Annotated in this window: 27 protein-coding genes; 15 read left to right on the top strand and 12 right to left on the bottom strand. The window is 61.2% G+C overall.

What is annotated here, in order from left to right; all coding sequences use genetic code 11:
• Positions 1-748 precede the first annotated feature (748 nt).
• From rluB to AB4O40_RS25085, 5 genes are all read right to left on the bottom strand, one after another.
• Positions 749-1,969, bottom strand: coding sequence for a 23S rRNA pseudouridine(2605) synthase RluB (gene rluB / locus AB4O40_RS25105; protein ID WP_007984125.1), 1,221 nt, complete (start codon positions 1,967-1,969; stop codon positions 749-751).
• Between the two features lie 293 nt (positions 1,970-2,262).
• Positions 2,263-3,252, bottom strand: a complete 990-nt coding sequence (gene scpB / locus AB4O40_RS25100) for an SMC-Scp complex subunit ScpB (protein WP_056721491.1) — start codon at positions 3,250-3,252, stop codon at positions 2,263-2,265.
• An 11-nt stretch (positions 3,253-3,263) separates the two neighbouring features.
• The gene (locus AB4O40_RS25095; RefSeq protein ID WP_460154730.1) at positions 3,264-4,022 is read right to left on the bottom strand and encodes a segregation and condensation protein A; all 759 of its coding nucleotides are present in this window, start codon (positions 4,020-4,022) and stop codon (positions 3,264-3,266) included.
• Between the two features lie 60 nt (positions 4,023-4,082).
• Entirely contained in the window at positions 4,083-4,712 is a 630-nt protein-coding gene (locus AB4O40_RS25090; RefSeq protein WP_156385711.1) for an L-threonylcarbamoyladenylate synthase, read from the bottom strand.
• 13 nt (positions 4,713-4,725) lie between these two features.
• Positions 4,726-5,589, bottom strand: coding sequence for a PHP domain-containing protein (locus tag AB4O40_RS25085; protein ID WP_056721484.1), 864 nt, complete (start codon positions 5,587-5,589; stop codon positions 4,726-4,728).
• A gap of 87 nt (positions 5,590-5,676) precedes the next feature.
• Here AB4O40_RS25085 and AB4O40_RS25080 point away from each other — a divergent pair, with 87 nt between their 5' ends.
• The 6 genes from AB4O40_RS25080 (at position 5,677) to AB4O40_RS25055 (ending at position 9,907) form a co-directional block, all read left to right on the top strand.
• Positions 5,677-6,273 (top strand): septation protein A, encoded by a 597-nt coding sequence (locus tag AB4O40_RS25080; protein ID WP_056721482.1) that lies wholly within the window; start codon positions 5,677-5,679, stop codon positions 6,271-6,273.
• Between the two features lies 1 nt (position 6,274).
• Positions 6,275-6,574, top strand: coding sequence for a YciI family protein (locus tag AB4O40_RS25075; RefSeq protein ID WP_056721480.1), 300 nt, complete (start codon positions 6,275-6,277; stop codon positions 6,572-6,574).
• Between the two features lie 122 nt (positions 6,575-6,696).
• Complete coding sequence (locus AB4O40_RS25070; protein WP_056721478.1) at positions 6,697-7,110, top strand: hypothetical protein; 414 nt, start codon at positions 6,697-6,699, stop codon at positions 7,108-7,110.
• A 7-nt stretch (positions 7,111-7,117) separates the two neighbouring features.
• Positions 7,118-7,795: a response regulator transcription factor gene (locus AB4O40_RS25065; RefSeq protein WP_056721476.1), complete on the top strand. Its 678-nt coding sequence runs from the start codon at positions 7,118-7,120 to the stop codon at positions 7,793-7,795.
• A 207-nt stretch (positions 7,796-8,002) separates the two neighbouring features.
• Positions 8,003-8,452, top strand: coding sequence for a Spy/CpxP family protein refolding chaperone (locus AB4O40_RS25060; RefSeq protein WP_056721474.1), 450 nt, complete (start codon positions 8,003-8,005; stop codon positions 8,450-8,452).
• A 111-nt stretch (positions 8,453-8,563) separates the two neighbouring features.
• Positions 8,564-9,907, top strand: coding sequence for a sensor histidine kinase (locus AB4O40_RS25055; RefSeq protein ID WP_460057540.1), 1,344 nt, complete (start codon positions 8,564-8,566; stop codon positions 9,905-9,907).
• 143 nt (positions 9,908-10,050) lie between these two features.
• On the opposite strand, the gene AB4O40_RS25050 is transcribed toward AB4O40_RS25055, so the two are convergent.
• On the bottom strand, positions 10,051-10,617 hold the full coding sequence (locus AB4O40_RS25050; RefSeq protein ID WP_056721470.1) for an NAD(P)H nitroreductase: 567 nt from the start codon (positions 10,615-10,617) through the stop codon (positions 10,051-10,053).
• Positions 10,618-10,737: 120 nt separating this feature from the next.
• Here AB4O40_RS25050 and AB4O40_RS25045 point away from each other — a divergent pair, with 120 nt between their 5' ends.
• Positions 10,738-12,192, top strand: a complete 1,455-nt coding sequence (locus AB4O40_RS25045; protein ID WP_056721468.1) for a TrkH family potassium uptake protein — start codon at positions 10,738-10,740, stop codon at positions 12,190-12,192.
• Here AB4O40_RS25045 and AB4O40_RS25040 read toward each other — a convergent pair.
• The gene (locus AB4O40_RS25040; protein WP_082562887.1) at positions 12,149-13,210 is read right to left on the bottom strand and encodes an AraC family transcriptional regulator; all 1,062 of its coding nucleotides are present in this window, start codon (positions 13,208-13,210) and stop codon (positions 12,149-12,151) included. The genes AB4O40_RS25045 and AB4O40_RS25040 overlap by 44 nt on opposite strands.
• Before the next feature lie 159 nt (positions 13,211-13,369).
• Between AB4O40_RS25040 and AB4O40_RS25035 the strand changes: the two genes are divergently transcribed.
• Entirely contained in the window at positions 13,370-13,681 is a 312-nt protein-coding gene (locus tag AB4O40_RS25035) for an Mpo1-like protein (protein ID WP_008051185.1), read from the top strand.
• Positions 13,682-13,708: 27 nt separating this feature from the next.
• Positions 13,709-14,299 carry an HD domain-containing protein gene (locus tag AB4O40_RS25030; protein WP_056721464.1) on the top strand — a complete coding sequence of 197 codons (591 nt, stop codon included), beginning with the start codon at positions 13,709-13,711 and terminating at the stop codon, positions 14,297-14,299.
• Positions 14,300-14,457: 158 nt separating this feature from the next.
• Here AB4O40_RS25030 and AB4O40_RS25025 read toward each other — a convergent pair whose 3' ends face one another.
• Positions 14,458-15,273, bottom strand: a complete 816-nt coding sequence (locus AB4O40_RS25025; RefSeq protein ID WP_056721462.1) for a UDP-2,3-diacylglucosamine diphosphatase — start codon at positions 15,271-15,273, stop codon at positions 14,458-14,460.
• Between the two features lie 134 nt (positions 15,274-15,407).
• Between AB4O40_RS25025 and AB4O40_RS25020 the strand changes: the two genes are divergently transcribed.
• Together AB4O40_RS25020 and AB4O40_RS25015 are read left to right on the top strand one after the other, a co-directional pair.
• Entirely contained in the window at positions 15,408-16,166 is a 759-nt protein-coding gene (locus tag AB4O40_RS25020) for an AraC family transcriptional regulator (protein WP_056721460.1), read from the top strand.
• 77 nt (positions 16,167-16,243) lie between these two features.
• Complete coding sequence (locus AB4O40_RS25015; RefSeq protein WP_460057549.1) at positions 16,244-17,137, top strand: DMT family transporter; 894 nt, start codon at positions 16,244-16,246, stop codon at positions 17,135-17,137.
• On the opposite strand, the gene AB4O40_RS25010 is transcribed toward AB4O40_RS25015, so the two are convergent.
• From AB4O40_RS25010 to recQ, 4 genes are all read right to left on the bottom strand, one after another.
• Positions 17,131-17,418 (bottom strand): Rdx family protein, encoded by a 288-nt coding sequence (locus AB4O40_RS25010; RefSeq protein WP_056721456.1) that lies wholly within the window; start codon positions 17,416-17,418, stop codon positions 17,131-17,133. The genes AB4O40_RS25015 and AB4O40_RS25010 overlap by 7 nt on opposite strands.
• Positions 17,419-17,451: 33 nt before the next feature.
• Complete coding sequence (locus AB4O40_RS25005; protein ID WP_409078510.1) at positions 17,452-18,690, bottom strand: type IV pilus assembly protein FimV; 1,239 nt, start codon at positions 18,688-18,690, stop codon at positions 17,452-17,454.
• Positions 18,691-18,817: 127 nt separating this feature from the next.
• Positions 18,818-19,252 (bottom strand): MarR family transcriptional regulator, encoded by a 435-nt coding sequence (locus AB4O40_RS25000; protein ID WP_007984163.1) that lies wholly within the window; start codon positions 19,250-19,252, stop codon positions 18,818-18,820.
• 118 nt (positions 19,253-19,370) lie between these two features.
• Entirely contained in the window at positions 19,371-21,497 is a 2,127-nt protein-coding gene (gene recQ / locus AB4O40_RS24995; protein ID WP_056721452.1) for a DNA helicase RecQ, read from the bottom strand.
• Between the two features lie 386 nt (positions 21,498-21,883).
• Here recQ and AB4O40_RS24990 point away from each other — a divergent pair, with 386 nt between their 5' ends.
• The 4 genes from AB4O40_RS24990 (at position 21,884) to lapD (ending at position 25,649) form a co-directional block, all read left to right on the top strand.
• Positions 21,884-22,471 (top strand): UPF0149 family protein, encoded by a 588-nt coding sequence (locus tag AB4O40_RS24990; RefSeq protein ID WP_056721450.1) that lies wholly within the window; start codon positions 21,884-21,886, stop codon positions 22,469-22,471.
• A gap of 10 nt (positions 22,472-22,481) precedes the next feature.
• Positions 22,482-22,877 (top strand): YbaN family protein, encoded by a 396-nt coding sequence (locus AB4O40_RS24985; protein WP_056721448.1) that lies wholly within the window; start codon positions 22,482-22,484, stop codon positions 22,875-22,877.
• 101 nt (positions 22,878-22,978) lie between these two features.
• Positions 22,979-23,686: a cysteine protease LapG gene (gene lapG / locus AB4O40_RS24980; protein ID WP_056721447.1), complete on the top strand. Its 708-nt coding sequence runs from the start codon at positions 22,979-22,981 to the stop codon at positions 23,684-23,686.
• A 22-nt stretch (positions 23,687-23,708) separates the two neighbouring features.
• Positions 23,709-25,649: a cyclic di-GMP receptor LapD gene (gene lapD, locus AB4O40_RS24975; RefSeq protein WP_409078512.1), complete on the top strand. Its 1,941-nt coding sequence runs from the start codon at positions 23,709-23,711 to the stop codon at positions 25,647-25,649.
• Positions 25,650-25,671 lie beyond the last annotated feature (22 nt).

Raw genomic sequence — 25,671 nt, 5'->3', positions numbered from 1 at the left:
AATTACAACGGTCATGCGTCACCTGTTTGTTTTTATCTGTGACGAAATCGAACCCGACACGCTCGTGACGCGACGGAGTGAACAAGGCGGATAGCCTTGAGGTTTGCGCAGATGCGCAGGAGGTCACAGGTAAAACGCGGCGCATTGTACACCTGTAACCCCCTGCTGCCAGACCCGCTGGACAAGCGTGTCTATGGCCGGGATTGCCTGTGTCCGCCCCGAGAGGCTCGGGCGGCTGCAAAAAATGGGTCAGACCCTTGCGGATCATCGACGGGAAAGGCAGGAAAACCGCCCCTCGCAGAGAGATGGAGATGGAATACGGCGTTCATTGCGCCTCCTTTTTGTTATGCACCTGCACGACAGGCATGGCGCGCATAACACCCTGCATGGAGCGGTGAAACAAGCGGGCCAGAGGGCTGGAAGGAGGAAGGAAGACGCTGTTGCGTAAGCGTTTTCTTACGGCATTCGGGGAATGGCGATTCCACGGGGCTAATCCGTGATTTTTGTCAGGATTTCTTTACAAGCCGTAACATCGGGTTTCCATTCGGGAGAGTGTGGTGTTGCCGCTATCGCCTTCGCGGGCAAGCCCGCTCCCACAATGGATCGCATTTCGACCAAACAACTCCGCCCCCCCTGTGGGAGCAGGCTTGCCCGCAAAGAGGCCATTGAAAACACCTCACCACTGAAGCCTGACCCAAAAAAAAACGCCAACCCGAAGGTTGGCGTTTTTTTATGAAGCGCTTACCGATTACTCAGGCTTGCGACGACCAAAGCCTGGACGCTGGCCCGAACCGGCCGGTGCGCCACGGCGCTTGCCCGATGGGGTATCGCCGTCGACCAGTTTGATCCCCGGACGCTTCGGCGCTGGCTTGGCCGGGCGCTTGGTGTCGGCCGGGCGATCGGCTACCGGCGTACCACGACCTTCGCCCCGTTCGGTACGGCCATTGGCCGGACGTGGCGTGCGCGGACCGCGTTCGCCGTCCTGACGGGCAGCCGGCTTGCGCCCCGGACGCTCGCCTTCGATCTGCGGCTCGCGGCTTGCCCGTGGAGCAACAGGAGCGGCAGGAGCCCCAGCGGCTGGACGCAGGGTACGCACGCGCTCGGTCTTGGCCATTGGACGCGACGATTTGCGCTGCATCCGGTCAAGCTTGTCCTTGCTCTTGGCGTTCATCTGCGGCATCGCGACCGGCGTCAGGCCAACTTCGGCACTCAGGATGTCGACTTCGTACTGGCTCATTTCGCGCCAGCGGCCCATCGGCAGGTCGGAGTTGAGGAACACCGGACCGAAACGCACGCGCTTCAGACGGCTGACCACCAGGCCCTGGGATTCCCACAGGCGACGAACTTCGCGGTTGCGACCTTCCATCACCACGCAGTGATACCAGTGGTTGAAACCTTCACCGCCTGGCGCCTGCTTGATGTCGGTGAACTTTGCCGGGCCGTCTTCGAGGACAACACCAGCCTTCAGGCGCTCGATCATTTCGTCATCGACTTCGCCACGCACACGTACCGCGTATTCACGGTCCATTTCGTAGGAAGGGTGCATCAGGCGGTTGGCCAGTTCACCGTCGGTGGTGAACATCAGCAAACCGGTGGTGTTGATGTCCAGACGACCGATGTTGATCCAGCGTCCCTCTTTAGGGCGCGGCATCTTGTCGAACACGGTCGGACGGCCTTCCGGGTCGACACGGGTGCAGATCTCGCCGTCGGGCTTGTTGTACATGATCACGCGGCGCACCGACTCGGCGGCCTCTTCGCGCTTGATCACCTTGCCATCGATGGTGATAGCGTCGTGCATGTCGACGCGCTGGCCAAGGGTGGCGTCTTTGCCGTTGACCTTGATGCGGCCGTGGCTGATCCAGGCTTCCACGTCACGGCGCGAGCCGACGCCGATACGGGCGAGGACTTTCTGCAGTTTTTCGCCTGCTGGGCCGATTGGCTGGTCGTCTTGCTGGTCTTTGATACTCATCTGGGCACCTCCCGGTGTGGTCTGAAAACTGGGTACTTGGGCGAAGGGATCGCCGAAGGGTCGCGAATCATACGCGCATGAGGGCGTTTGCGCATCAGAGACTAGCTGATCAAGGCAAGGTTATTTGTTTTTCCGCCGACCGGTGACACGCAACTTGCTAACGAACACAAAACCCTGTGGGAGCGAGCTTGCTCGCGATGACGGTGGCACATCCGACATCGAAGCGACTGACCTGTCGCCATCGCGAGCAAGCTCGCTCCCACAGTGAATCTCCATTGTTCATGAGAATCGTATCAATCTTCGAACTGGCGACGCTCTGCTTCGATGGCTTCAGCCAGGGCCTGGGCTTCGGCCTCTTCGTCCGACAGCTCCGGCTCGGGTTTCGGCTGTTCAAGGGCGGCAACGGCGGCCAGGAGTTTTTCCCGGGCTTCGGCAACGCCGAGGATATCGTCGTCCTGCTCCGGCTCAGTCTCCGGCTCAGGCTCGCCTTCCGGCCCAGGCTCGGGTTGTGCCGCTTCGACTTCTGGCTCGATGACCGACTGTTCCGGATCGAACTCAGGCGGCGCACCATCACGCAGCAAGTCGTCGAAGTCGGTCTTGATCCCCTCCTCCATGCTGTCCAGTTCCAGCAACAGCGTGTGGAAACTGGTTTCTTCCTTGGGTTCTTCCGGCTCGGCGCTGGCATCGGCCAACTCTTGCAACCCGGCGGGTACGGGGGCGTCGTCGAAGTCGAGCACCGGGTCCGGTTCCAGCTCGCGCAGTTCCGCCAGCGGCGGCAGGTCGTCGAGGTTCTTCAGGTTGAAGTGGTCGAGGAACGCCTTGGTGGTGGCGAACATCGCCGGTTTACCGGGCACGTCGCGGTAGCCGACGATGCGGATCCACTCGCGCTCCATCAAGGTCTTGACGATGTTGCTGTTGACCGCCACGCCCCGCACGTCTTCGATTTCGCCACGGGTGATCGGCTGGCGATAGGCAATCAGCGCCATGGTTTCCAGCATCGCCCGAGAGTAACGCTGCGGGCGCTCTTCCCACAGGCGCCCGACCCACGGCGCAAATTTCTCGCGAATCTGCAGGCGATACCCCGAGGCCACTTCCTTCAATTCAAAGGCGCGGCCATCGCAGGACTTGGCGAGAATCGTCAGGGCCTTCTTGAAGACCGGTGGTTCCGGGCGCTCACCCTCCTCGAAGAGTTCGAACAGGCTTTCCAAAGATTGCGGCTTTCCCGAGGCCAACAGAAAGGCTTCAAGCAAGGGTGCCAGATCACGGGGTTCAGTCAGGTTCATGTTTCGACTCGTTATTCGGCTCGGGCTCGCACGTGGATCGCGGCAAATGGCTCATTCTGCACCAGCTCGACCAGGGATTCCTTGACCAATTCAAGGATCGCCATAAAGGTCACCACCACCCCCAGGCGCCCTTCTTCAGCGGTGAACAGCTCGACAAACGGCACGAACCCGCCGCCCTTGAGGCGTTCCAGCACATCACTCATGCGTTCGCGGGTCGACAACGCCTCGCGGCTGACCTGGTGGCTTTCAAACATGTCGCCACGGCGCAAGACTTCGGCCATGGACAACAGCAGCTCTGACAAGCGCACGTCCGGCAACAGCTTGCGTGCCCGGGCTTCAGGGGCGTCCAGCTTGGGCACCACCACATCACGACCGACGCGGCTCAGGCCATCGATGCCTTCGGCCGCGGCCTTGAAGCGTTCATACTCCTGCAAGCGGCGGATCAGTTCGGCGCGGGGGTCGTCCTCTTCGTCTTCGACGGTTTCGGCCCGTGGCAGCAGCATCCGCGACTTGATCTCGGCCAGCATCGCGGCCATCACCAAATACTCGGCGGCCAGTTCCGGGCGCACCGACTGCATCAACTCGACGTAGCCCATGTACTGGCGAGTGATCTCCGCCACAGGGATGTCGAGAATGTTGATGTTCTGTTTGCGGATCAGGTACAGCAGCAGGTCGAGCGGGCCTTCGAACGCCTCTAGAAAGACCTCGAGGGCATCCGGCGGGATGTACAGGTCCAGCGGCATTTCCATGACCGCCTGGCCATAGACCATGGCGAAAGGCAGCTCTTGCTGGGCCCCGGCCTGACTGTCGACGGGTTCTACTGCAGACATCTAGGCCTCGACCATGAACGGCGCAGGGTCGCCGCAACCAACGCGAATGACTTCCGGCTCGCCGTCGGCAAGGCTGATCACCGTGGACGCCTTGATCCCGCCGAAGCCGCCATCGATGATCAGATCGACCTGGTGTTCAAGCAACTGGCGCATTTCGTGCGGATCGGTCAACGGGTCTTCATCGCCGGGCATGATCAGGGTCACGCTCATCAACGGTTCACCCAGTTCAGCCAGCAGCGCCAGGGCAATCGGGTGGCTCGGCACGCGCAGGCCGATGGTACGTTTCTTCGGGTGCAACAACAGCCGCGGCACTTCGCGGGTGGCGTTGAGAATGAAGGTATAGGGCCCCGGCAGATGGGCTTTGAGAATGCGGAACGTGCCGGTGTCGATCTTGGCGAACAGGCCAAGTTGCGACAGGTCGCTGCAGATCAGTGCGAAGTTGTGCTTCTCATCCAGCTGTCGCAGGCGTCGAACGCGCTCCACGGCCACCTTGTCGCCGATCTGGCAACCTATGGCGTAGGAGGAGTCCGTGGGATAAATCACCACCCCGCCCTTGCGGATGATTTCGACAGCCTGTTTGATCAGGCGCGCCTGCGGGTTTTCCGGATGAATCTGGAAAAATTGACTCACATTCTCTACCTGTTCAGACGGCGGCAATAACTGGGTCATGTTTGAATCGACACCATAGCGGCGGCAGATCCTCCGGGAGCGGCCGGTATTCACCGATCTCCGACCAGCCTCCAGGGCCATGAAAATCACTGCCGGCGCTGACCAGCAGACCGAACTCGCGGGCCAGGATGGCCAGGCTGCCCACTTGCTCGGCAGGCTGGTAACCATTGACCACTTCGATGGCGTGGCCCCCCGCTTGAATATAGTCGGCAATCAGACGACGGCGCTTGCTGCGTGTGAATTCATAGTGCCATGGGTGTGCCAGACTGACCCAGGCCTTGGCCGCGCGCAGGGTTTCGACGGTGTCCTCCAGAGTCGGCCAGTGTTGCTTGACGTCGCCCAGCTTGCCGGCACCCAGCCATTTGCGAAACGCCTCGGCGCGGTCCTTGACAAAACCTTCACGCACCATCCAGTCGGCGAAATGCGGGCGGGCCGGCGCGTTACCGCTGTCGCCCAGCTCCTGCTGGATCTCCCGAGCGCCATCCAGCGCCCCTGGCATGCCTTTGAGCGCCAGTTTGCGGCTGATTTCCTCGGAGCGTAGCCAGCGGCCATCATGCAATCTGGCGATGGCCTCGACCAACGGCGCGGCATTCACGTCAAAACCGTAGCCCAGGACATGAATGGTCGCGCCGCCCCAGGTGCAGGACAATTCGACGCCGTTGACCAGTTGCATCCCCAGCGCGGTAGCCGCGTGCCGGGCCTCGTCGAGGCCCTCGAGGGTGTCGTGATCGGTCAAGGCCAGGACTCGCACGCCTTTCTCGAACGCCCGCGCCACCAGAACCGCAGGCGCCAGGGCGCCATCGGAGGCCGTGCTATGGCAGTGCAAATCAACATTCACAGGGCTTTGTAACCTCAAATCAGCTGGCGCTATCGCGCGCCCATATGTTTGTTATTATGCCGCCACATCCTGCTTCTGGCTGCCACTGTGAAACAATTCATCGATTTCATCCCGCTCCTGCTGTTTTTCATCGTCTTCAAAATCGACCCACGGGTCGTCGACATCGCCGGTCATGAGTTCACTGTAGGCGGTATTTACAGCGCCACCGCAATGCTGATCGTCAGTTCCCTGGTGGTCTACGGCACACTGTTCATCAAGCAGCGCAAGCTGGAGAAGAGCCAGTGGCTGACCCTGATCGCCTGCCTGGTCTTCGGCAGCCTGACGCTTGCGTTCCACAGCGAGACGTTCCTGAAATGGAAGGCCCCGGTGGTCAACTGGCTGTTCGCCCTGGCGTTCATCGGCAGCCACTTCGTCGGTGACAGCCTGCTGATCAAGCGCATCATGGGCCACGCGCTGACCCTGCCGGAGCCGGTCTGGACGCGCCTGAACATCGCCTGGATCGCCTTCTTCCTGTTTTGCGGTGCCGCCAACCTGTTTGTCGCGTTCACCTTCCAGAGCTACTGGGTCGACTTCAAGGTCTTCGGCAGCCTGGGCATGACTCTGCTGTTCCTGGTCGGCCAGGGCATTTACCTGTCCCGCCATCTGCACGATGCCGACACCACAACGCCAAAAACCGAGGACTGACATGCTTTACGCAATCATTGCCACAGACGTCGCCAACTCCCTGGAAGCCCGCCTGGCCGCACGGCCTGCACACCTGGAGCGCCTGCAAGTGCTCAAAGGCGAAGGTCGCATCGTATTGGCCGGCCCACACCCGGCGATCGACAGCAATGATCCGGGCGCGGCGGGTTTCAGCGGCAGCCTGATCGTTGCCGAATTCGACTCCCTGAGCGCCGCCCAGGCCTGGGCCGACGCCGATCCGTACATCGCCGCGGGCGTCTACGCCAACGTTCTGGTCAAACCGTTCAAGCAAGTCCTTCCGTAACTTTCTTCTTTCAACTGCCCCACGCGGTGAACCATATCGGTTCATCGCGTTCTCAATCGCTCATTATTCTCGTTTGCCGGCCGACAACTTCCCCAATACTCGTATTGGAACCAGGAGTCGCCATGCGCAAGGGTCCGTTGTGCCTGATGTTGGTCACGTTGTCGATCGGGGCGCCTGCCCACGGTGAGGAAAGTGTCGAGGGCGGTAATTCGACGCCGTTTTCCTTGAGCGCCGGCAGCCAGATCACCGAGTTACAGCAACGCTTGAAAGAAAGCGAACGGCAACGGGAAGAACTGAACAAGCAATTGCAAACTGCCGATAGCGAACGCGAAAGCCCGCTGCTGGCCCGGTTGCGCCAGGAGAACCAGCGATTGAAGCTGCAACTCAAGGAAGCCCAGGCCAGCAGTCCCCTGCCGCGCCTGCTGACCGACCAGCAACAATGGTTCGTCATTGGCGCCGGGGTAGCGCTATTGGCTCTGCTCTGCGGTATCTTCGCCAGTGGAGCAAGTCGAAAACGTCGACAATGGCTAAATTGAGTGAGTCATGAGCGAGCTGTTACTTATTGATGATGACCAGGAGCTGTGTGAGCTCCTGAGCAGTTGGCTGAGCCAGGAAGGGTTTCAGGTACGTGCCTGTCACGACGGCCAGAGCGCACGTCGTGCGCTGGCCGAAACCGCTCCGGCGGCCGTGGTGCTGGATGTGATGCTGCCCGATGGCAGCGGCCTGGAACTGCTCAAGCAGTTGCGCAGCGATCACCCGGATTTGCCGGTGCTGATGCTCTCGGCCCGGGGCGAGCCCCTGGACCGTATCCTCGGCCTGGAGCTCGGCGCCGACGACTACCTGGCCAAGCCCTGCGACCCACGGGAACTGACCGCCCGCCTGCGCGCAGTCCTGCGTCGTAGCCACCCGGCGGCGGTGTCCAGCCAGATCGAACTGGGCGACCTGTGTTTCAGCCCGGTCCGCGGCGTGGTCAGCATCGACGAACAGGAATTTACCCTCACCGTCTCCGAAAGCCGCCTGCTGGAAGCCTTGCTCAAGCAACCCGGCGAGCCCCTGGACAAGCAGGAACTGGCGCAGATCGCCCTTGGCCGCAAGCTGACCCTGTACGACCGCAGCCTGGACATGCACGTCAGCAACCTGCGCAAGAAGATCGGTCCACACCCCGATGGCCGACCGCGCATCGTCGCCCTGCGCAGCCGCGGCTACTACTACAGCCTCTGACCCCGTAGGAGCTGCCGCAGGCTGCGATCGTTTGACCTTGGCTTTGAAGATCAAAAGATCGCAGCCTTCGGCAGCTCCTACGGGTTTGTCAGGGCGGCGCAAAACCATCTTTACCCAAGCTTTACCCTCCGCTGACCGCCGCTGACCTTGATCTGCGTAATCTGCACTCATCCGGAACGTACCGGGAACGAGACAAGGAGATACACCATGCGCAAGACTCTTATCGCCCTGATGTTCGCTGCTGCCCTGCCGACCGTTGCCATGGCCATGCCGGAAGGCGCGGGCCCCATGGATGGGTCGATGGACGGTTCGCGCCACGGCGGCCAGATGCACGGCATGCACGGCAAAGGCCCGTACAGTGAACTGGACCTGAGCCGCGAACAGCGCGAGCAGATCCGCAAGATCATGGGCGAGCAAATGCACGAGCGTAAGCAACTGGTCGACAAGTACCTGGAGAAGCTCTCGCCAGCCGACCAGAAAGCCATGAAGGACGAGATGGCCGCCAACCACAAGAAGGCTGAAGCGGACGTGCGCGCCTTGCTGAAACCGGATCAACAGAAGAAATTCGACGAGATCCAGAAAAAACAGGCTGAACGTCGCGCCGAGTGGGCCGAGTTCAAGGCCTGGAAAGCGCAACAACCGCAAAAAGCGCAATAATGCGCTAACCCCGGACCCAACGGCTCAACCCCGTTGGGCCTGACACCACGCAATTTAAATGTGGGAGCGGGCTTGCTCCCACATGGCTTGACGTTTGTTCGAGGATTTCCTGTGCGTTCATTGTTCTGGCGTATCCTGGCCAGCTTCTGGCTGGCCATCGCTCTGGTTGCAGGGCTTTCCATCCTGCTCGGACACATGCTCAACCAGGACGCCTGGATTCTCAGCCGCCACCCGGGTCTCAACACGCTGGCCGAAGAGTGGACGCAAACCTATGAAAGCCAGGGCGAAGACGCCGCCCAGGACATTCTCCAGCAACGCAAACGCCAGTATCACATCGACGTTCAGGTGCTTAACGAAAGCGGCGATCCGGTGGTGCGCGGTACCTTCCCGAAACGCGCGGCGGCCTTTGAGGCGCGCCAGAACAACGAGGACCGACGCCTGCCGTGGCGGCGCCTGACCGATGAATTCACCAGCGAAAAAACCGGTGACACCTTCCTGTTCATCTACCGCATCCCGCACCCGGAACTGGATGCCTGGCACCGAGAGAGCCTGCTCTGGCCGCTCAGTGCCCTGGGAATCGCCCTGGTGGTGCTGACCCTGTTCAGCCTGCTGGTGACCTTTTCCATCACTCGCCCGCTCAGCCGTCTACGCGGAGCGGTGCATGACCTGGGACAAACCACCTATCAACAAAACAGCCTGGTCAAGCTGGCCAACCGCCGCGATGAGTTCGGCGTCCTGGCCAACGACTTCAATCGCATGGGCGCGCGCCTGCAAAGCCTGATTGGCAGTCAGCGGCAACTGCTGCGGGATGTGTCCCACGAACTGCGTTCACCCCTCGCCCGTCTGCGTATCGCGCTGGCACTGGCCGAACGGGCCACCCCGCAGGAACGGGAACAGCTGTGGCCGCGCCTGACCCGCGAGTGCGACCGGCTGGAAGCGCTGATCAGCGAAATCCTGGTACTGGCGAGGGTCGACTCCGATAACGCCAGTGCCGAAGAGGTGGACCTGAACGCCTTGCTCAATAGCCTGCAAAAGGATGCGCAACTCGGTTCACCCGAGCAACTCGTCCACCTCGAAGCCGAGTCGCAACTGAATCTGAAGGGCTGGCCGACCATGATCGAACGGGCCGTGGACAATCTGCTGCGCAACGCCCAGCGTTTCAATCCGGTGGATGGCCTGCCGATCGAAATGCAGGCCCTGCGTCAGGGTGAACGGATCGTCGTGACCGTACGCGATCACGGACCGGGGGTCAGTGCCGAGTATTTGAGCCAGCTCGGTGAGCCGTTCTATCGGGCGCCAGGGCAAACAGCGGCCGGACACGGCCTGGGCCTGGCCATCGCCCGCCGCGCGGCGGAGCGACATGGCGGCAGCCTGGTGCTGGCCAATCACCCTGAGGGCGGGTTCATTGCCAGCCTGGAATTGCCGTTGGTGCCGGGGGCTGCCGTGCAGCCCTGAGCCTGGACCGACACGACAGGATCAAACGACACAAAACCAATGTAGGAGCGGGCTTGCTCGCGAAAGCGGCTAACTATTCAACATCTATGTTGGATGACAGACTGCTTTCGCGAGCAAGCCCGCTCCCACACTGATGTGTGGTGTCAGGCCTTGCCGGGCCAGGCGCTGACGAATTCGGCGAGATCGACTTTCTCCGCCACTCGCGGTTCTTTCTGCGGCGTGCCCAGATACAGGAAGGCAATCACCTCTTCCCCTTCTGCCAGGCCCAAGCCCTTGGCCACATGGGCCGAGTAAGCCAGGTCACCGGTACGCCACACCGCGCCAATGCCCTGCGCATAGGCCGCGAGCAAAATCCCGTGGGCCGCGCAGCCCGCCGCCAGCAATTGCTCGGACTTCGGATATTTGACGTGATCCTGCACGCGAGCAATCACAACCACCACCAACGGTGCCCGCAACGGACCACTGCGCGCCTTGTCGATGGCAGCTTCGCCGACTTCGCTGTCTGAAAGTTTCGCAGCTTCAGCCAGCAGCTCGCCCATCTGCTCACGCGCCGCGCCTTCCACCGTCAGGAAACGCCAAGGCTGCAAGTGACCGTGATCCGGAGCGCGCATGGCGGCGCCAAACAGCACCTCGCGCTGCTCGGCGGTGGGTGCAGGGTCAATCAGTCGCGGAACGGAAACACGGTTGAGCAAAGCGTCGAGAGCCTGCATCGGCCACCTCCTGAAAAATATGTGCGGCTATTCTAGCGGTAACTGCTGCAGCAGTGCCGGTTTACATGCCCTGCCCCGCAGGTAGAATGGCGCCCTTCCACTATCAGCCGAGCGGACCTCATGGCGTTGCCGACCTTACGGATCATTGGTTTCATCATCGGCATCTTCCTGATCACGCTGGCGATCTCCATGGTCGTGCCCATGGCCACGCTGGTCGTTTTCGACCGCACCAGCGATCTGCCGTCGTTCCTCTGGGCCAGCATGATTACCTTTGTCGCTGGTTTGGCGCTGGTGATTCCGGGGCGCCCGGAACACATTCACCTGCGCCCCCGGGACATGTACCTGCTCACCGTCAGCAGTTGGCTGGTGGTGTGCATCTTCGCCGCGCTGCCGTTCCTGCTGACCCAGCACATCAGCTACACCGATTCATTCTTCGAAAGCATGTCCGGCATCACCGCCACTGGTGCAACCGTACTCAGCGGCCTGGACACTATGTCCCCGGGCATCCTGATGTGGCGCTCGTTGCTGCACTGGCTCGGCGGCATCGGCTTCATCGGCATGGCGGTGGCGATCCTGCCGCTGTTGCGCATCGGTGGCATGCGACTGTTCCAGACCGAATCTTCGGACCGTTCCGAAAAGGTCATGCCCCGTTCGCACATGGTGGCGCGCCTGATTGTTGCGACTTACGTCGGCATCACTATTGTCGGCAGCCTGGCGTTCTGGTGGGCCGGGATGAGCCTGTTCGACGCCATCAACCATGCGATGTCGGCGATCTCCACCGGCGGTTTCTCCACCTCAGACCAGTCCTTGGCCAAGTGGCCGGAGCCTGCGGTGCATTGGGTCGCGATCGTCATCATGATTCTCGGTGCCCTGCCGTTCACCCTGTATGTCTCCACGTTGCGTGGTAACCGTCGTGCGCTGATCAAGGATGAACAGGTTCAAGGCCTGCTCGGCATGCTGCTGGTGACCTGGCTGGTGCTCGGCACCTGGTATTGGTGGACTACCCAGCTGCATTGGCTGGAGGCATTGCGGCATGTGGCGCTGAACGTGACGTCGGTAGTGACCACCACCGGTTTTGCACTGGGGGACTACAGCCTGTGGGGCAATTTCTCGTTGATGCTGTTCTTCTACCTGGGGTTTGTCGGCGGTTGCTCCGGATCGACCGCGGGCGGGATCAAGATTTTCCGCTTCCAGGTGGCCTATATCCTGCTCAAGGCCAACCTTAACCAGCTGATTCACCCGCGGGCGGTGATCAAGCAGAAGTACAACGGTCACCGCCTCGACGAAGAAATCGTGCGGTCGATCCTGACCTTTTCGTTCTTCTTTGCGATCACCATCTGCGTGATTGCGCTGCTGCTGTCGCTGCTCGGCGTGGACTGGATGACCGCCCTCACTGGCGCAGCCAGTACGGTGTCCGGTGTCGGCCCGGGGCTCGGCGAAACCATCGGCCCGGCGGGCAACTTCGCCACCCTGCCGGATGCCGCCAAGTGGATTCTCTCGTTCGGCATGCTACTGGGCCGGTTGGAGATCATTACGGTGTTTGTGCTTTGTATTCCGGCATTTTGGCGTCATTGATCGCGTCAGCCGATTGCATCAGCCGCATCCGGTACTCACCGGGTGTGGCATCGAACCAGCGCCGAAATGCACGGAAGAAGTTGCTCGGATCGGCAAACCCCAGCAAGTAGGCAATTTCCAGCAAGGTCATGTTCGGTTGCGCCAGGTACTGCTCGGCCAGTTCACGCCGGGTATCGTCCAGCAGCGCCTGAAAACTCGTGCCCTCTTCCTGCAAGCGCCGTTGCAAGGTGCGCTGGGACAGATGCAGCGTCTGCGCCACGGTGTCGCGTTTGGGCTCGCCTTGGGGCAACAGGCGGCACAACACCTGCCGCGCCTTGTGGGTTACGCGACTTTCGGAAAATCGCGCCAGGTACTCACCGGCAAAGCGGTCATGCAGCAGCGCCATGGCCTCGTTGGCCGTTGGCAGCGGCGCTTCCATATCGGCGCGCTCGAAAATCAGCGCATCGTAGGGCGCGTTGAACACCAGCGGTGCATGGAAGGCTTGCTTATAGGGCTCCAGGTTGGCCGGCTCGGCACCCTGCAGCAACACTTTGCGTGGTTGCAACGTACGCCCGGTCAACCAGCTGCACAGCGCCAAGGCACAGGCCAGCGAAGCTTCGGCGCTTTGCCGGGTCGGCGGCAGATGATCGCCATGGACCGTCAGAATCAGCGCGTAGCCTTCTTCCAGCAGCTTGAAACTCAGGTCGGCACTTTCGGCAATGATCCGCTGATAGCGCACCAGACGCTGAAAGCCTTCGGCGAGAGTCTGGCTGGACATCAAAGCGTAACCGGCCACATGAAACTGCGCCGGTCGCACCACCTTGCCCATGTTCAGGCCGATGGCCGGATTGCCGGACAGCTCGACCGCGCGCTGCCACAGCCGTGTCATGGAGTCTTGCGGGAAGCGTGCGTCCGGATCGTCCAGTGCCGCGTAGTCGAGCCCCAGCTGCTTGAACAGGGCCCGGCAATCCAGGCCGTCCATCTCCAGCGCTTTGACAATCCCCATCGCCCAGCTTGCAGAAGTCGTTCGTTCGCTCATGGCGTTTTCTTACATGGTGGCCGCATGCTACGGCTATTGACCGAAGGATACTAAAGTGGCGCCTATTGTCAGTGGCTGATGCCATTGATCACTCTAGACTCAAATAAACTACCCGCAGAACAACTTGCAGCAAGAACAATAACCACAGAGATCGCTGTCGTGGAAAACGTCAAACGATTCAACAGCTTCGCTGAGTTCTATCCTTACTACCTCAGTGAGCACAGCAACAGCACCTGTCGCCGTTTACATTTTATCGGCACGACCCTGGTTATCTTGATTCTGACGCTGACCATTGGTCGCGGAGCCTGGATGCTGTTGTGGGCCCTGCCACTGGCAGGCTACAGCTTTGCCTGGGTCGGGCATTTCTTCTTCGAGAAGAACCGCCCGGCCACGTTTCAACACCCCTTCTATAGCCTGCTCGGCGATTTTGTCATGTACCGGGACATGGTCCTGGGGCGCGTTCCGTTCTAGCTGACATCCGTCACAAGAGAGTTGCCGATGAATGCCAATGCCCGCTTCACCCACATGAAGGACGGCACTCAGGAGGACTGGGCGATCATCGCCGCGGACTTCAGTGCCTACGCAAGACAATTGCCTGCACGGATCGTGGCGCACCTGAAGTTGCTGGAGGGTGATTTTGGCGGCTTCCCGGTGGATCGCCTGACCCACTCTCTGCAAACCGCCACCCGCGCCTGGCGCGATGGTCGCGACGAAGAGTACGTGGTCTGCGCCCTGCTCCACGATATCGGCGACACCCTGGGCTCCTACAATCACCCGGACATCGCGGCGGCGATCCTCAAGCCGTTCGTCAGCGCCGAGAACTTGTGGATGGTGGAAAAGCACGGGATTTTCCAGGGCTACTACTTCTTCCATCACCTGGGCATGGACCGGCATCTGCGCGAGCAATTCCAGGAGCATCCGCAGTACCAGGCGACCGTCGAATTCTGCGCCAGATACGATGCAGCGGCGTTTGATCCGGTGTACGACACGCTGCCGTTGAGCTTTTTCGAGCCGATGATGGAGCGCTTGTTTGCGCACCCCAGGAATTCGATCTACAAGGCGGCGATGGAAGAACATTCGCCAACCTGACAGATCCAGCGGGACCGCTTCGCGGTCCATTCGCGAGCAAGCCCGCTCCCACAGGTTATCAGGCGGTCACAAATCTTGTGCTCACCTTCGCCCACTGTGGGAGCGGCGGTGCGGCGATCCGGCTTGCCCGCGAAGAGGCCAGCACAGGCACTGAATGATCAAGCCAACTCTGCCACCCTGGCCGCCTTCAACTGCGCCTCGCGCGCCTGGGCATCCGCCAGGCGATACAACTCGATCGAACCATCCCAGTGCTCGATCAGGGCGGTGCACGATTCCACCCAGTCGCCGCAATTGAGGTAGTCCACCTCGCCGACCTTGCGAATCTCGGCATGGTGAATGTGCCCGCACACCACACCGTGCAGCTCGCGCTTGACGCATTCATGGGCGATGGCTTCTTCGAAGTCGCTGATAAAGCTGACCGCGGTTTTCACCTTGTGCTTGAGGTAGGCCGACAGCGACCAGTAGCCGTAGCCATATCGCGCGCGCCAATGATTGAGCCAGCGGTTGAGGGTCAGGGTGAATTCGTAGGCCGAGTCACCGAGAAACGCCAGCCAGCGATGATAACGGGTGATCACATCGAACTGGTCGCCATGGATCACCAGCAGGTGCCGGCCGTCGGCGGTGACGTGCACGGCTTCGTCGACCAACTGGATATTGCCCAGGATCAGCTTCGAATAGCGGCGCAGGAATTCGTCGTGGTTGCCGGTGACGTAGATCACCTCCGTGCCGCGCTTGCTCATGGTCAGCAGGCGACGGATGACGTTAGTGTGCGCTTGCGGCCAGTACATGCCGCCGCGCAGTTTCCAGCCGTCGATGATGTCGCCGACCAGATAGATCTTGTCTGCGTGGTAGCCCTTGAGAAACCGCGACAGGTGTTCAGCCTGGCAATCCCGGGTGCCCAAATGCACGTCGGAAATCCATAAAGTCCGTACGCGTTGCTTACGGGTGGGTTTGGCGAGCTCGGCGCTGGTCATGGGCAACCCTCTGGCAAGTTTTGCCAAGTCTGCCCCGAGCCGGTTAATGGTCCATGACAGCGTCAAGTCAGTCCTGTGACAGCGCTTACAGGCCCGCTCGGTGTAGACTGACGCCCTGAGCCGGGAGACCCGCGATGAGACCGATCCTCACGCTTCGCCAATACAGCCACGACCTGATCGTCCATAGCCACGAACACGCGCAACTGGTGTTCGGGCTTTCTGGCGCCCTGGATTTCGAGGTCGACGGGCGGGGCAGCCAGGTGGTCCGGCAGAGTTTCGTGGTGGTGCCCTCCGGAGCGCATCACGCCTGTGGCAGCGCCAATGGCAGCCGCTGCCTGGTGCTGGATGTGCCAAGCGAACAATGGGTTGCCCAGTCGTTGGGCGATCACGCCGAGCCCAGCCGACGCCTGCTCGACAACGCCGGGCGCCTACCCCTGAATGCCGGGCAAAGCCAATTGGTCAGTTGGCTGGCGAACAGTCCGGTGGATGATCCGCTGATCGCTCAACAAGGCGCGGTGCTGTTGCTGGCCAGTCTCAACAACGTCAGGCCCGAAGCCGTCGGCGGTCGGCGTCTGCCCTATGCGGCGCTGGACGCGCACATCGATCAGTACGCGGCATACCCGCTGCAAGTGGCCGACCTGGCCCGGGTGGCCGGTCTTTCCAGTGCCCGTCTGCATGCACGGTTCGTGGCCGAATGCGGGCAGACGCCAATGGACTACATCCGCAGCCGACGCCTGCACATAGCGGTGGGCTTGCTGCGCAACTCGGCACTGCCCATCGGCGAAATTGCCAGCCGTGTCGGCTACAGCTCCCAGAGTGCCTTCGCGGCGGCGGTACTGCGCGAGTTCGGGGCATCGCCCGGAAAACTGCGGCGCGAGACTGGCGACAAATAACGCGAGTTTGCCGACAGACTTGATGGGCCATTACGCGCTTCAATGAGGCCTCTGTTCGTTTGTCGTTAAGGATTGCAATGACTCCCCGTACCGCCCTTGGCGCCTTGCATATCGGCGCATTGATGTTCGGCCTGACTGGCGTGTTCGGCAAACTGGCCGCCGCGTCCCCGGCGATCATCGTGTTCGGCCGTGCCGCCTTTGCGGTGCTCGCGCTGGCGTTTTTTGCACGGTTCGCCAGCCAGACGCGCTGGCAGAAACTCGAGGCCGTGGACTGGCGTCGACTGCTGCTCAGCGGCTTGTTGCTGGCCGGACACTGGGTGAGCTTCTTCATTGCCGTGAAAGTCGCAGGCGTGGCGATAGCGACGCTCGGTTTCGCCAGCTTCCCGGCCTTTACCGTGATCCTCGAAGGGCTGATCTTCCGCGAGCGCATTCGCGCCAATGAGATTGTGCTGGTGCTGCTGGTGAGTGTCGGCCTAGTGTTGGTCACACCCGACTTTGACCTGGCCAGCGGCGCCACCACCGGCCTGCTGTGGGCCGTGGGTTCCGGTTTGTTGTTCGCCCTGCTGTCACTGACCAACCGTGCCAGTTCCGGTCGAGTCCCGCCGGTCCAGGCGGCGCTGTGCCAGAACGTGGTGGTTGCCCTGTGCCTGCTGCCGGTGGCGGCGCCTCAATTGAGCGAAGTGCGCGCCATCGACTGGCTGTGGATCGGCCTGCTAGGTGTGTTCTGTACCGGTGTAGCCCACAGCCTGTTCGTCGCCAGCCTCGCGGTGATCAAGGCTCGCACTGCCGCCATAGTGTTCGCCCTGGAGCCGGTCTACGGCATCACCGTCGCCTGGTTGCTGTTCAACGAAAACCCGACCCTGCGCATGTTGCTGGGGGGCGCGCTGATCATTGTGGCGATTGTGGTGTCCAGCCGGTTCTCAAGTGGCACAAGCAAGAAGGCCGTTGCAGCCGAGGCCGCGTCTCACTGAGTGCGGTCGTTGTGCCCCAGGTCGCGGTCCGGGTCGATCTGGTCACGGACCCGCTGCTTGAGTACCTTGGCTTCGGGGAAGCCTCCGTCCGCCTTGCGCTCCCAGATCTGTACGGCGTCACAGTAGATATGAAAGACCCCGCCGGTGCCCGGCACCAGAGAGACTTTGCCCAAATCATCACCAAAGGTGCTGAGCAGTTCCTGGGCCAGCCAGGCCGCACGCAACAGCCATTGGCATTGCGTGCAATAGGTGATGATGATTTCCGGTTTGCTGACGGTCATGATGGGGCCTGACTCCAGAGTTTGACGACGCCGCTATGATAGCCCGACCGGTGACTGTCGAGACGGCGGAGCGAATGGCGTTTCCAACTCGAACTCTGGCTCGATCATGGCCGGAGCAGCCGGCTGCGGGTTCCCGCTGGGGCTGATCAGGTCCCAACTCGACGCCAAGGAAAACTCCTCCAGGTTGAGCCGGTACTCATCATCAATGGCGGATTCACCGGACATCGCCAAACCCGGAACCACCGCCACGGCAGCAGCGACCGAGGTGGAACGACTGCTGTCGACCCACTCAAGCTCATCGTTGGCCGGTACCGCGACGGGTTGCCTGACGGTGGGCCACGTCACTGGCTCGGCATAAAGCTCCGCCAGCGGTTCCGGCTGCGACGGCAGCGCCTCTGAAGCTGCGGCCTGATGTTGCTGGCGCCGGCGGCGAACAAACCAGCCCAGCGCCAGCAACGCTATCAGCGCCGACATACCGGCAATCGGCAGCCAGCCAAACCCGGTTTTTTCAGCAATGGCGGGGGCTGGCGGCACTGCGTCGGAGGCAATGGGTTGAGCCTTTACCTTCTTGAGCTCCGCCAGTTGGGTGTGCAGTTCGGCCAACTGTTTTTTCTGGCTGGCGATCAACTCATCCTGGCCTTGAAGCTTCGCGTTGAGCTCATCGACCGTGGTTTGCAACTCGTGGTTTTGCAGGGTGCTGGCGGCCAGTTGTTCGATAGCGGGATCAACAACGGCGACGTCCGTTTCTGGCGGTGCCTTGACCACGGGTGACGGCGCCAGGACCGGTTGAACACGGGGAAATGCGGACGCCGGGGAGATGGAAACCGCTTCATCGGCGGCGGGAACAACCCCTGGCGCACCCGGCGGATCGATCAAAACCGTGTACTCGCGCAACAATCGCCCATTCGGCTGATTGAGCTGCACAAGGAAATTCAGGAAGGGTTCATTGACCGGTTTGGCGGAGGTCACCTGGATCACGCGGCGATTACCGCGCAGCACCGGAGTGAACTTCAGGTCGTTGAGGAAAAATGCCCGGTCGACCCCGGCACGGCTGAACTCGTCTGCCGTTGCCAGGCTCACCGACAGCTGGTTTTCCTCCAGGCCGGCGGTATCCACCATTGTGATATCGGCACGCAGCGGTTGATTCAGCGCCGAATGCAGGGTGATTTCACCCAGGCCCAGCGCAGGCGCCCATGCCGAGTATGTGACAGCAGCCCCGGCCAGCAACCACTGAGAACCACCGCGTAAAACCAATCGCCAACACTTGAGCATGAGCATCCTTGAGATCTACAGAAACCATCCGCACGGGTTCGTACATCCGTTACGAACACGATATTGCCGAGTAGTTCTTATAGTCTGCCCGATGCGGTCTCTCATAAACCTGGCGTTCGGTTATGCCTCAAGACTTTTCAAGGTTACCCAGGATGTGCCCGTGAACCCGCATGCACACCTTCAAATCCGCCTCATCAACGCCTTCGAACAGTTCGTGACGCAGTTGCGTGGCAATGGTTTCAATTTGTTCGATCAGGGGACGCGCCGGCGCGCAGAGCACAATTTTCTTCGCCCGACGGTCTTCCAGCACTGCCTGGCGTTGCACCAGGCCCTGGCTTTCCAGGCTGTCGAGCAAGCGGGCCAGGGTCGGGCCTTCGACGCCGACGCTTTGTGCCAGCTCACGCTGGGTCGGTGCTTCTTCGAAACGGGCCAGGTGCAGCAGCACCAGCCAGCGTGCCTGGGACAAGCCCATGCCCGCCAGTCGGCGGTCCAGTTCGGCACGCCAGCCACGGGACATCTGGGCCAATTGCATGCCAAAGCGGTGTTGATCGGTTAACGGCATAAAACACTCATGATTAGACTGAAATAAATAAAAACTAATTATTAGTCAGCTAAGCATGAGCCTCGATTTGAGGCAAGGCTTGATCTGTAGTGAATCGTTACATCAGCACGCAGATGTCTCAAATCTCGAATTCCGACTGCAAGGCCGCCCGAACGCAGTACAACACCCCTTCCGGCACCCTGCCTGCGAACAGTGCGGCGATCTCGGAAACCGGCGGCAACTCGCCTTCGCCGTCGAGGAAGGCGTCCTGCACTTCACCCATCAGGTCTTCAGGCAGATCCAGCGCCTGCTCCAACGACAACTGCTGCTTGCCGATCGCTTCAGCCAGCATGGTGTAGACATTCTTTTCCGAGCACTGCAACTGACCGGCGATCTGTACCGGTGTCATGCCGGCCCGCGCCAACGTAATCAGTTCGTGACGTACATCGGCCACCGGTTTCGGCGCCTCGACCTGCCCGCCGAGCACTTCGAGGAAAGCCTCGCCGTAACGCTCCAGCTTGCGCGCGCCGACACCGCTGACCGTGGCCATTTCCGCCAGCGAGGTCGGCTGGCTGCGCAGCATCTCCAGCAAGGTCGAATCGGGGAAGATGACGTACGGCGGCACGCCATGTTCTTCGGCGAGCTTGCGACGCAGGGCGCGCAAGGCTTCCCATTGTTCGCGCTCTTCGCCACGGACCAGCTGGCTCGCCTGGCTCTTGCTGCTTTTCGCCACGGTTTGCGCCTTGAGATCGCGGCGCAGCTCCAGGGTCACTTCGCCCTTGAGCAGCGGCCGGCAACTGTCGCTCAGGCGCAAGCCGCCGTAGCCTTCGAGGTCGATGTCCGCCAGACCACGGGCCACCAATTGGCGGAACAATGAACGCCATTCGCCCTCCGCCATCGTCTTGCCAACTCCATACACCGACAGGTGCTGATGGCCGAAGCTGCGGACTTTTTCGTTGTCCTTGCCCAGCAATACATCCACCAGGTGCCCGACGCCGTAGCGCTGACCGGTGCGGTAGATCGCCGACAGCGCCTGACGCGCCGGCTCGGTGGCATCCCAGGTCTGCACGCCGTCGACGCAGTTGTCGCAATGACCGCAAGGCTCGGGCATGTCTTCGTCGAAGTAGGCCAGCAGCGTTTGCCGACGGCAGCGGGTTTCTTCGCAGAGCGAGAGCATGGCGTCGAGCTTGTGCTGTTCCAGGCGCTTGTGACGCTCGTCGCCTTCGGAGTTCTGCAACATCTGCTTGAGCATCACCACGTCTTGCAGGCCGTAGGCCATCCAGGCATCCGCCGGCAGGCCGTCACGGCCGCCACGACCGGTTTCCTGGTAATAGGCCTCAAGGGATTTCGGCAAATCGAGATGCGCGACGAAACGCACATTGGGCTTGTCGATGCCCATGCCGAACGCCACGGTGGCGACCATGATCAGGCCTTCCTCGTTGAGGAAGCGTTTCTGATGGTAGGCCCGCAGATCGTTGGGCAGGCCGGCGTGGTATGGCAACGCCGGGAAGCCTTGCTCGCTGAGGAACGCGGCGACTTCCTCGACTTTCTTGCGCGACAGGCAATACACGATGCCCGCATCGCTACGACGCTCGGCGAGGAATGCCAGCAACTGCTTGCGCGGTTGTTCCTTGGGCACGATGCGATAAAAGATGTTCGGCCGGTCGAAGCTCGACAGGAAGCGCTCGGCGTCCTGCAGGTGCAGGCGGGTGACGATTTCTTCCCGGGTGCGCTTGTCGGCCGTGGCGGTCAGGGCGATGCGCGGCACGTCGGGAAACATTTCCGCCAACTGGCCCAGCTGCAGGTATTCCGGGCGGAAATCGTGGCCCCATTGCGATACGCAGTGTGCTTCGTCGATGGCGAACAGGGCGATGTCCAGCCCCTGCAGGAAGGACAGCATGCGCGGCTGGACCAGACGTTCCGGCGCCAGGTAGAGCATTTTCACTTCACCGCGGCGGATGCGGACGGCGAGGTCGCGCTGCTGCTCGGCACTGAGGGTGGAGTTCAACGCGGCGGCGGCCACGCCCAGCTCTTCGAGGGTGGCGACCTGATCGTCCATCAGTGCGATCAGCGGCGAGACCACCACGGCCAGGCCTTCGCGCAACAACGCCGGGACCTGGAAGCACAGGGACTTGCCGCCACCGGTAGGCATCAGGACCAGGGCATCGCCGCCACTGGCCACGCGCTCAATGATTGCACCCTGGCGGCCACGGAAACTGTCGTAGCCGAAGATGTCCTTGAGGACGCGTTGAGCCTGTTCGAGCATAGAAACTCCAAAAATCACCGAAACATCCCTGCAAGGCTGGTTCAGAACCCGCGACGCTGCACCGATAAATCGTAAGTGCGCATTGCATGACGCTTCACATTTCAGCCGTGACGCCAGCAGGGCATCACAAAACGCGCGAGTATACCCGAGCCCCGTCCGGCAAAGGGCACCGCTGATAAGACTCACACAATCGGACTGTGGGAGCGGGCTTGCTCGCGAAGAGGGAGTGTCAGTCGACATTAATGCAACCTGGCACACCGCCTTCGTCGGAACGCCGCCCGGAGCAAGTCCGCTCCCACAAAGGTGCAAATATGCCGTGCGGCTGGCCCAAGTGCTCAAGAAGGCCTAGAATTCCCGCATCGAACATTCCCCAAGGTAGTCCTTTAATGTCCTTCGCTGAGCAACTAACCCGCCTGCAAGTCTTCCTCGACGCTGATGAACTGCATGACGAGGCGCTGGACTACGTGGCCGCCCACGGCTACCTCACCGCGCTGTCGATCTGTTCCGAAACCGTTCCTGACCGTGAGTGGATCGACGCGCTGTTCGCCGAAGAACCGCATTACAGTGGCGAAGCCCAGCGTGAAGAGATCGAAGCCACGCTGATCGGCCTCAAGGCCCACATCGCTCGCCAGCTGGCCTCCGATGAAGAGTTCGAGCTGCCATGCGACCTGGACCTGGGCGACGACCCGGATGATTCCGACCTGCGCGGCTGGTGCATCGGCTTCATGGAAGGTGTATTCCTGCGCGAAGCGGCCTGGTTCGAAAGCGCCGAAGAAGAAGTCAGCGAAATGCTGTTGCCGATCATGGTCGGTTCGGGCCTGTTCGACGAGCAGCCGGAGTTCGAAGACATCGCCAAAGATGCCAACCTGATGGACGACATGATTGTACAGATCCCGGAAGCCCTGACCGCGCTGTACCTGCTGTGCAACGCACCAGACGAAAAACCGGCGATTCTCAAGCCTCGCCACCACTAAGGTTCTGCCTATGGACAACCCCATAGGCAACCGCCCCCTGATGTTGCGCTACGTGCTGCTGGCCATCGGCTGGCTGAGCGTAGCGCTGGGGGTGATCGGGATTTTCCTGCCGGTATTGCCCACCACCCCTTTCCTGCTACTGGCGGCCGCCTGCTTCGCCCGCAGTTCCCCGCGCTTTTATCAATGGCTGGTCGAGCATCCACGGCTTGGCCCGTGGATCCGCGACTACCTCGATGGCAACGGCATTCCGCTCAGGGGCAAGGTCTACGCCATTGGCCTGATGTGGGCGAGCATCCTGCTCTCCTGCTACCTGGTACCGCTGCCTTGGGCACGGTGCTTCATGCTGACCAGTGCAGTACTCGTGACCATCTACATCCTCAAGCAGAAAACCCTGCATAAATCCTGAAGTCGCCCTTGGCCCTTTGTGGCGAGCCCCGTCCGACGACCTGCCCTCCCGCGCCCAAAACACCACCTAAACTTCACCCACCTACACTCGAGCAGCCAGACATGGCCCGCAGTCTGCGTAGTCCAGGATGGCCAACGCTCCGACTTCGGCTCGGCGGCGGGTTGCTGCTGGCTGGTTTGCTACTGACCGTATTCAACGGGGTCCGGGCTGACTGGGATTTTGCGCGGATTCTGCAAACCGTTGAAAAACAATACGGCCCGCTCGGAGCGGCACGAAGTCGGATCGAGGCCTGGAGTCAAATGCTGCAAAGTACACGCGGCGCTCCCGAACGCGAGCAGCTCAACGCGGTGAACCGCTTCTTCGATCAGCAGTTGGACTTCCAGGACGACACGCGCATCTGGCAACAGACCGATTACTGGGCCACGCCCGTCGAAGCCCTGATCAAGGGCGCCGCCGATTGCGAGGACTACGCCCTGGCGAAGTATTTCAGCCTGCGCCGGCTCGGTATTCCCAGCGAAAAACTGCGCATCACCTACGTCAAGGCCTTGAGCCAGAACCAGGCGCACATGGTGCTGACGTTCTACAGCACTCCCACGAGTGACCCACTGGTGCTGGACAACCTGATCGGCGATATCCGCCCCGCCTCCCAACGCAAAGACTTGCTACCGGTATACGCCTTCAACGCCGAAGGCCTGTACCTGCCGGGTAAGAATGGCGGCCAGCGCAGCGGCGACTCGAAAAAGCTGTCGCGCTGGCAGGAAGTGTTGAAAAAGATGCAGGCCGAAGGGTTCGACATCGGCGACGGCTAACCGCCTTGGCAAGGAGCGAAGCATGACACTGCGTAAACAGTTGTTCCTGGCCATCTGTCTGTTCCTGCTGGTGGCGTTCAGCGGCAGTTTTTTTGCCAGCCTGGAAAGCTCCCGCGAACAAACGCTCAGCCAACTGCGTGCCCACGCCCAGGACGCGGCCACCGCGCTGGGGCTGTCGCTGACGGCACAGGTCGATGACCCGGCAATGATGGAACTGATGGTCAGTTCGATTTTCGACAGCGGCTATTTCAGCAGCATTCGCGTCATCAGGCTCAAAGATCAGCAAACCCTGGTGGAACGCACTGCACCGACGAAAATCAAGGGTGTGCCTGACTGGTTCGTCAACCTGGTCGACCTGCGCCCGGAAGGTGGCGATGCCTTGATCATGCGCGGCTGGGAACAACTGGCACGGGTCGAAGTGCTGAGCAATCCGCAATTCGCCCTGGCCAAGCTCTGGGACGGCACCCTCGGCAGCCTGATCTGGTTGCTGTTGTGCGGGCTGTTCAGCGCCGTGATTGGAGGATGGATGCTGCGCCGGCAATTTCGCCCACTCGACAGCATGGTCCGACAAGCCGAGGCCATCAGCAAACGCGAGTTTATCAGCCTGCCGAAACTGCCACGCACACCGGAACTGAAACGGGTGGTGCTGGCGATGAACCAGATGGTCGAGAAGCTCAAGGCGCTGTTCGTCGAGGAGGCTGCGCGCAGCGAAAAACTGCGGGCCGAATCCTATCTGGACAGCCTCACCGGCCTGGCCAACCGACGCCTGTTCGACGAGCAACTGGCCGACCATTTACGCGTGTGCGAACAGAGCCGAGATGGCCATTTGCTGATGTTGCGAATCAACGACCTGAACGGCCTCAATCAACGCCTGGGTGGCCAACGGACTGACGCGCTGATCACTGCCGTCGGCGAATTGCTCAAGCGCCTGACTCAATTGCCGGAGCGTCGAACCTGGCTGGCGGCGCGCAATCGTGGCGGCGAATTCAGCCTGCTGACACCGGGCCTGGATGCTGAAAGTGCCGCGCGCCTGGCTGCCGATGTCAGCGTCAGCCTGGAGAACCTGCGCCTGACCGGTGCCAGCGATTGCATGCCGGTCGCCCATCTGGGCGTTGTCGCCTACCGCCCCGGTGAGCCGATCAGCACCGTACTCCTGCGCCTTGATCAGGCGCTGACGGAGTCGCGGCAACATCCCGAACGCCCCTGGGTCCATTTGAGTCATCGTGATACGGCACCGAATCACTCCCAGCACGACTGGCGCACCTGGATCGACGATGCCTTGACCGAAGGCAAAATGCAGTTGTACTTCCAGCCCGTCGTGCAATGCACCGACACCCGCCAGGTGCTGCATCACAAAGTGCTCGCACGCCTGCTCGACCCGCAGGGCGAGGCGATTGCCGCCGGGCATTTCCTGCCGTGGATCGAGCGTCTCGGCTGGTCGGGACGGTTCGACCTGGCGATGCTCGAAGCCACGCTGGACGACCTGGTGGTCAACCGCAGGCCTTTGGCACTGAGCCTGTACGGGAGCACCCTGCGCGATCCGGTGCAATGGCGAACAATCCTCGATCTGCTCGACTCCCTGCCGGAACTGGCGCCGTTGCTGATCCTGGAAATCGACGAACGCCAGTTGCCTTCCCCCGAAGTGCTGCAAAACCTTTGCAGCTCATTGCTCAAGACCGGTTACCGAATCGGCCTGCAACACTTTGGCGGGCGCTTCAGTCAGATCGGCAACCTGACCCAATTGGGCCTGGCGTACCTGAAAATCGATGGGGCCTACATTCGCAACATCGACGAGCAGCCTGACAAGCGGCTGTTCATCGACGCGATCTTCCGCGCGACCCACAGCATTGATTTGCCGCTGATTGCGGAAATGGTCGAGACCCGTGGGGAACTGGAGGTAATCAGGGAGTTGGGAATATTCGGGGCCATGGGTCGATTGATCGGGACGCCAGAGCCAATGTGATAATGGGTACATCGAGGGTCAG

Source organism: Pseudomonas sp. S2_F07 (genome assembly GCF_054668325.1).
The sequence above is the reverse complement of the archived record's forward strand: the minus strand, read 5'-3'. Positions and strand labels throughout refer to the sequence as shown.

What these genes read in the sequence shown, in the direction of transcription:
- rluB (WP_007984125.1), bottom strand. Translation starts at nt 1,969, where the DNA reads ATGAGTATCAAAGACCAGCAAGACGACCAGCCAATCGGCCCAGCAGGC.
- scpB (WP_056721491.1), bottom strand. Translation starts at nt 3,252, where the DNA reads ATGAACCTGACTGAACCCCGTGATCTGGCACCCTTGCTTGAAGCCTTT.
- AB4O40_RS25095 (WP_460154730.1), bottom strand. Translation starts at nt 4,022, where the DNA reads ATGGTCTATGGCCAGGCGGTCATGGAAATGCCGCTGGACCTGTACATC.
- AB4O40_RS25075 (WP_056721480.1), top strand. Translation starts at nt 6,275, where the DNA reads ATGCTTTACGCAATCATTGCCACAGACGTCGCCAACTCCCTGGAAGCC.
- AB4O40_RS25070 (WP_056721478.1), top strand. Translation starts at nt 6,697, where the DNA reads ATGCGCAAGGGTCCGTTGTGCCTGATGTTGGTCACGTTGTCGATCGGG.
- AB4O40_RS25065 (WP_056721476.1), top strand. Translation starts at nt 7,118, where the DNA reads ATGAGCGAGCTGTTACTTATTGATGATGACCAGGAGCTGTGTGAGCTC.
- AB4O40_RS25060 (WP_056721474.1), top strand. Translation starts at nt 8,003, where the DNA reads ATGCGCAAGACTCTTATCGCCCTGATGTTCGCTGCTGCCCTGCCGACC.
- AB4O40_RS25050 (WP_056721470.1), bottom strand. Translation starts at nt 10,617, where the DNA reads ATGCAGGCTCTCGACGCTTTGCTCAACCGTGTTTCCGTTCCGCGACTG.
- AB4O40_RS25045 (WP_056721468.1), top strand. Translation starts at nt 10,738, where the DNA reads ATGGCGTTGCCGACCTTACGGATCATTGGTTTCATCATCGGCATCTTC.
- AB4O40_RS25040 (WP_082562887.1), bottom strand. Translation starts at nt 13,210, where the DNA reads ATGAGCGAACGAACGACTTCTGCAAGCTGGGCGATGGGGATTGTCAAA.
- AB4O40_RS25030 (WP_056721464.1), top strand. Translation starts at nt 13,709, where the DNA reads ATGAATGCCAATGCCCGCTTCACCCACATGAAGGACGGCACTCAGGAG.
- AB4O40_RS25025 (WP_056721462.1), bottom strand. Translation starts at nt 15,273, where the DNA reads ATGACCAGCGCCGAGCTCGCCAAACCCACCCGTAAGCAACGCGTACGG.
- AB4O40_RS25020 (WP_056721460.1), top strand. Translation starts at nt 15,408, where the DNA reads ATGAGACCGATCCTCACGCTTCGCCAATACAGCCACGACCTGATCGTC.
- AB4O40_RS25015 (WP_460057549.1), top strand. Translation starts at nt 16,244, where the DNA reads ATGACTCCCCGTACCGCCCTTGGCGCCTTGCATATCGGCGCATTGATG.
- AB4O40_RS25010 (WP_056721456.1), bottom strand. Translation starts at nt 17,418, where the DNA reads ATGACCGTCAGCAAACCGGAAATCATCATCACCTATTGCACGCAATGC.
- AB4O40_RS25005 (WP_409078510.1), bottom strand. Translation starts at nt 18,690, where the DNA reads ATGCTCAAGTGTTGGCGATTGGTTTTACGCGGTGGTTCTCAGTGGTTG.
- AB4O40_RS25000 (WP_007984163.1), bottom strand. Translation starts at nt 19,252, where the DNA reads ATGCCGTTAACCGATCAACACCGCTTTGGCATGCAATTGGCCCAGATG.
- recQ (WP_056721452.1), bottom strand. Translation starts at nt 21,497, where the DNA reads ATGCTCGAACAGGCTCAACGCGTCCTCAAGGACATCTTCGGCTACGAC.
- AB4O40_RS24990 (WP_056721450.1), top strand. Translation starts at nt 21,884, where the DNA reads ATGTCCTTCGCTGAGCAACTAACCCGCCTGCAAGTCTTCCTCGACGCT.
- AB4O40_RS24985 (WP_056721448.1), top strand. Translation starts at nt 22,482, where the DNA reads ATGGACAACCCCATAGGCAACCGCCCCCTGATGTTGCGCTACGTGCTG.
- lapG (WP_056721447.1), top strand. Translation starts at nt 22,979, where the DNA reads ATGGCCCGCAGTCTGCGTAGTCCAGGATGGCCAACGCTCCGACTTCGG.
- lapD (WP_409078512.1), top strand. Translation starts at nt 23,709, where the DNA reads ATGACACTGCGTAAACAGTTGTTCCTGGCCATCTGTCTGTTCCTGCTG.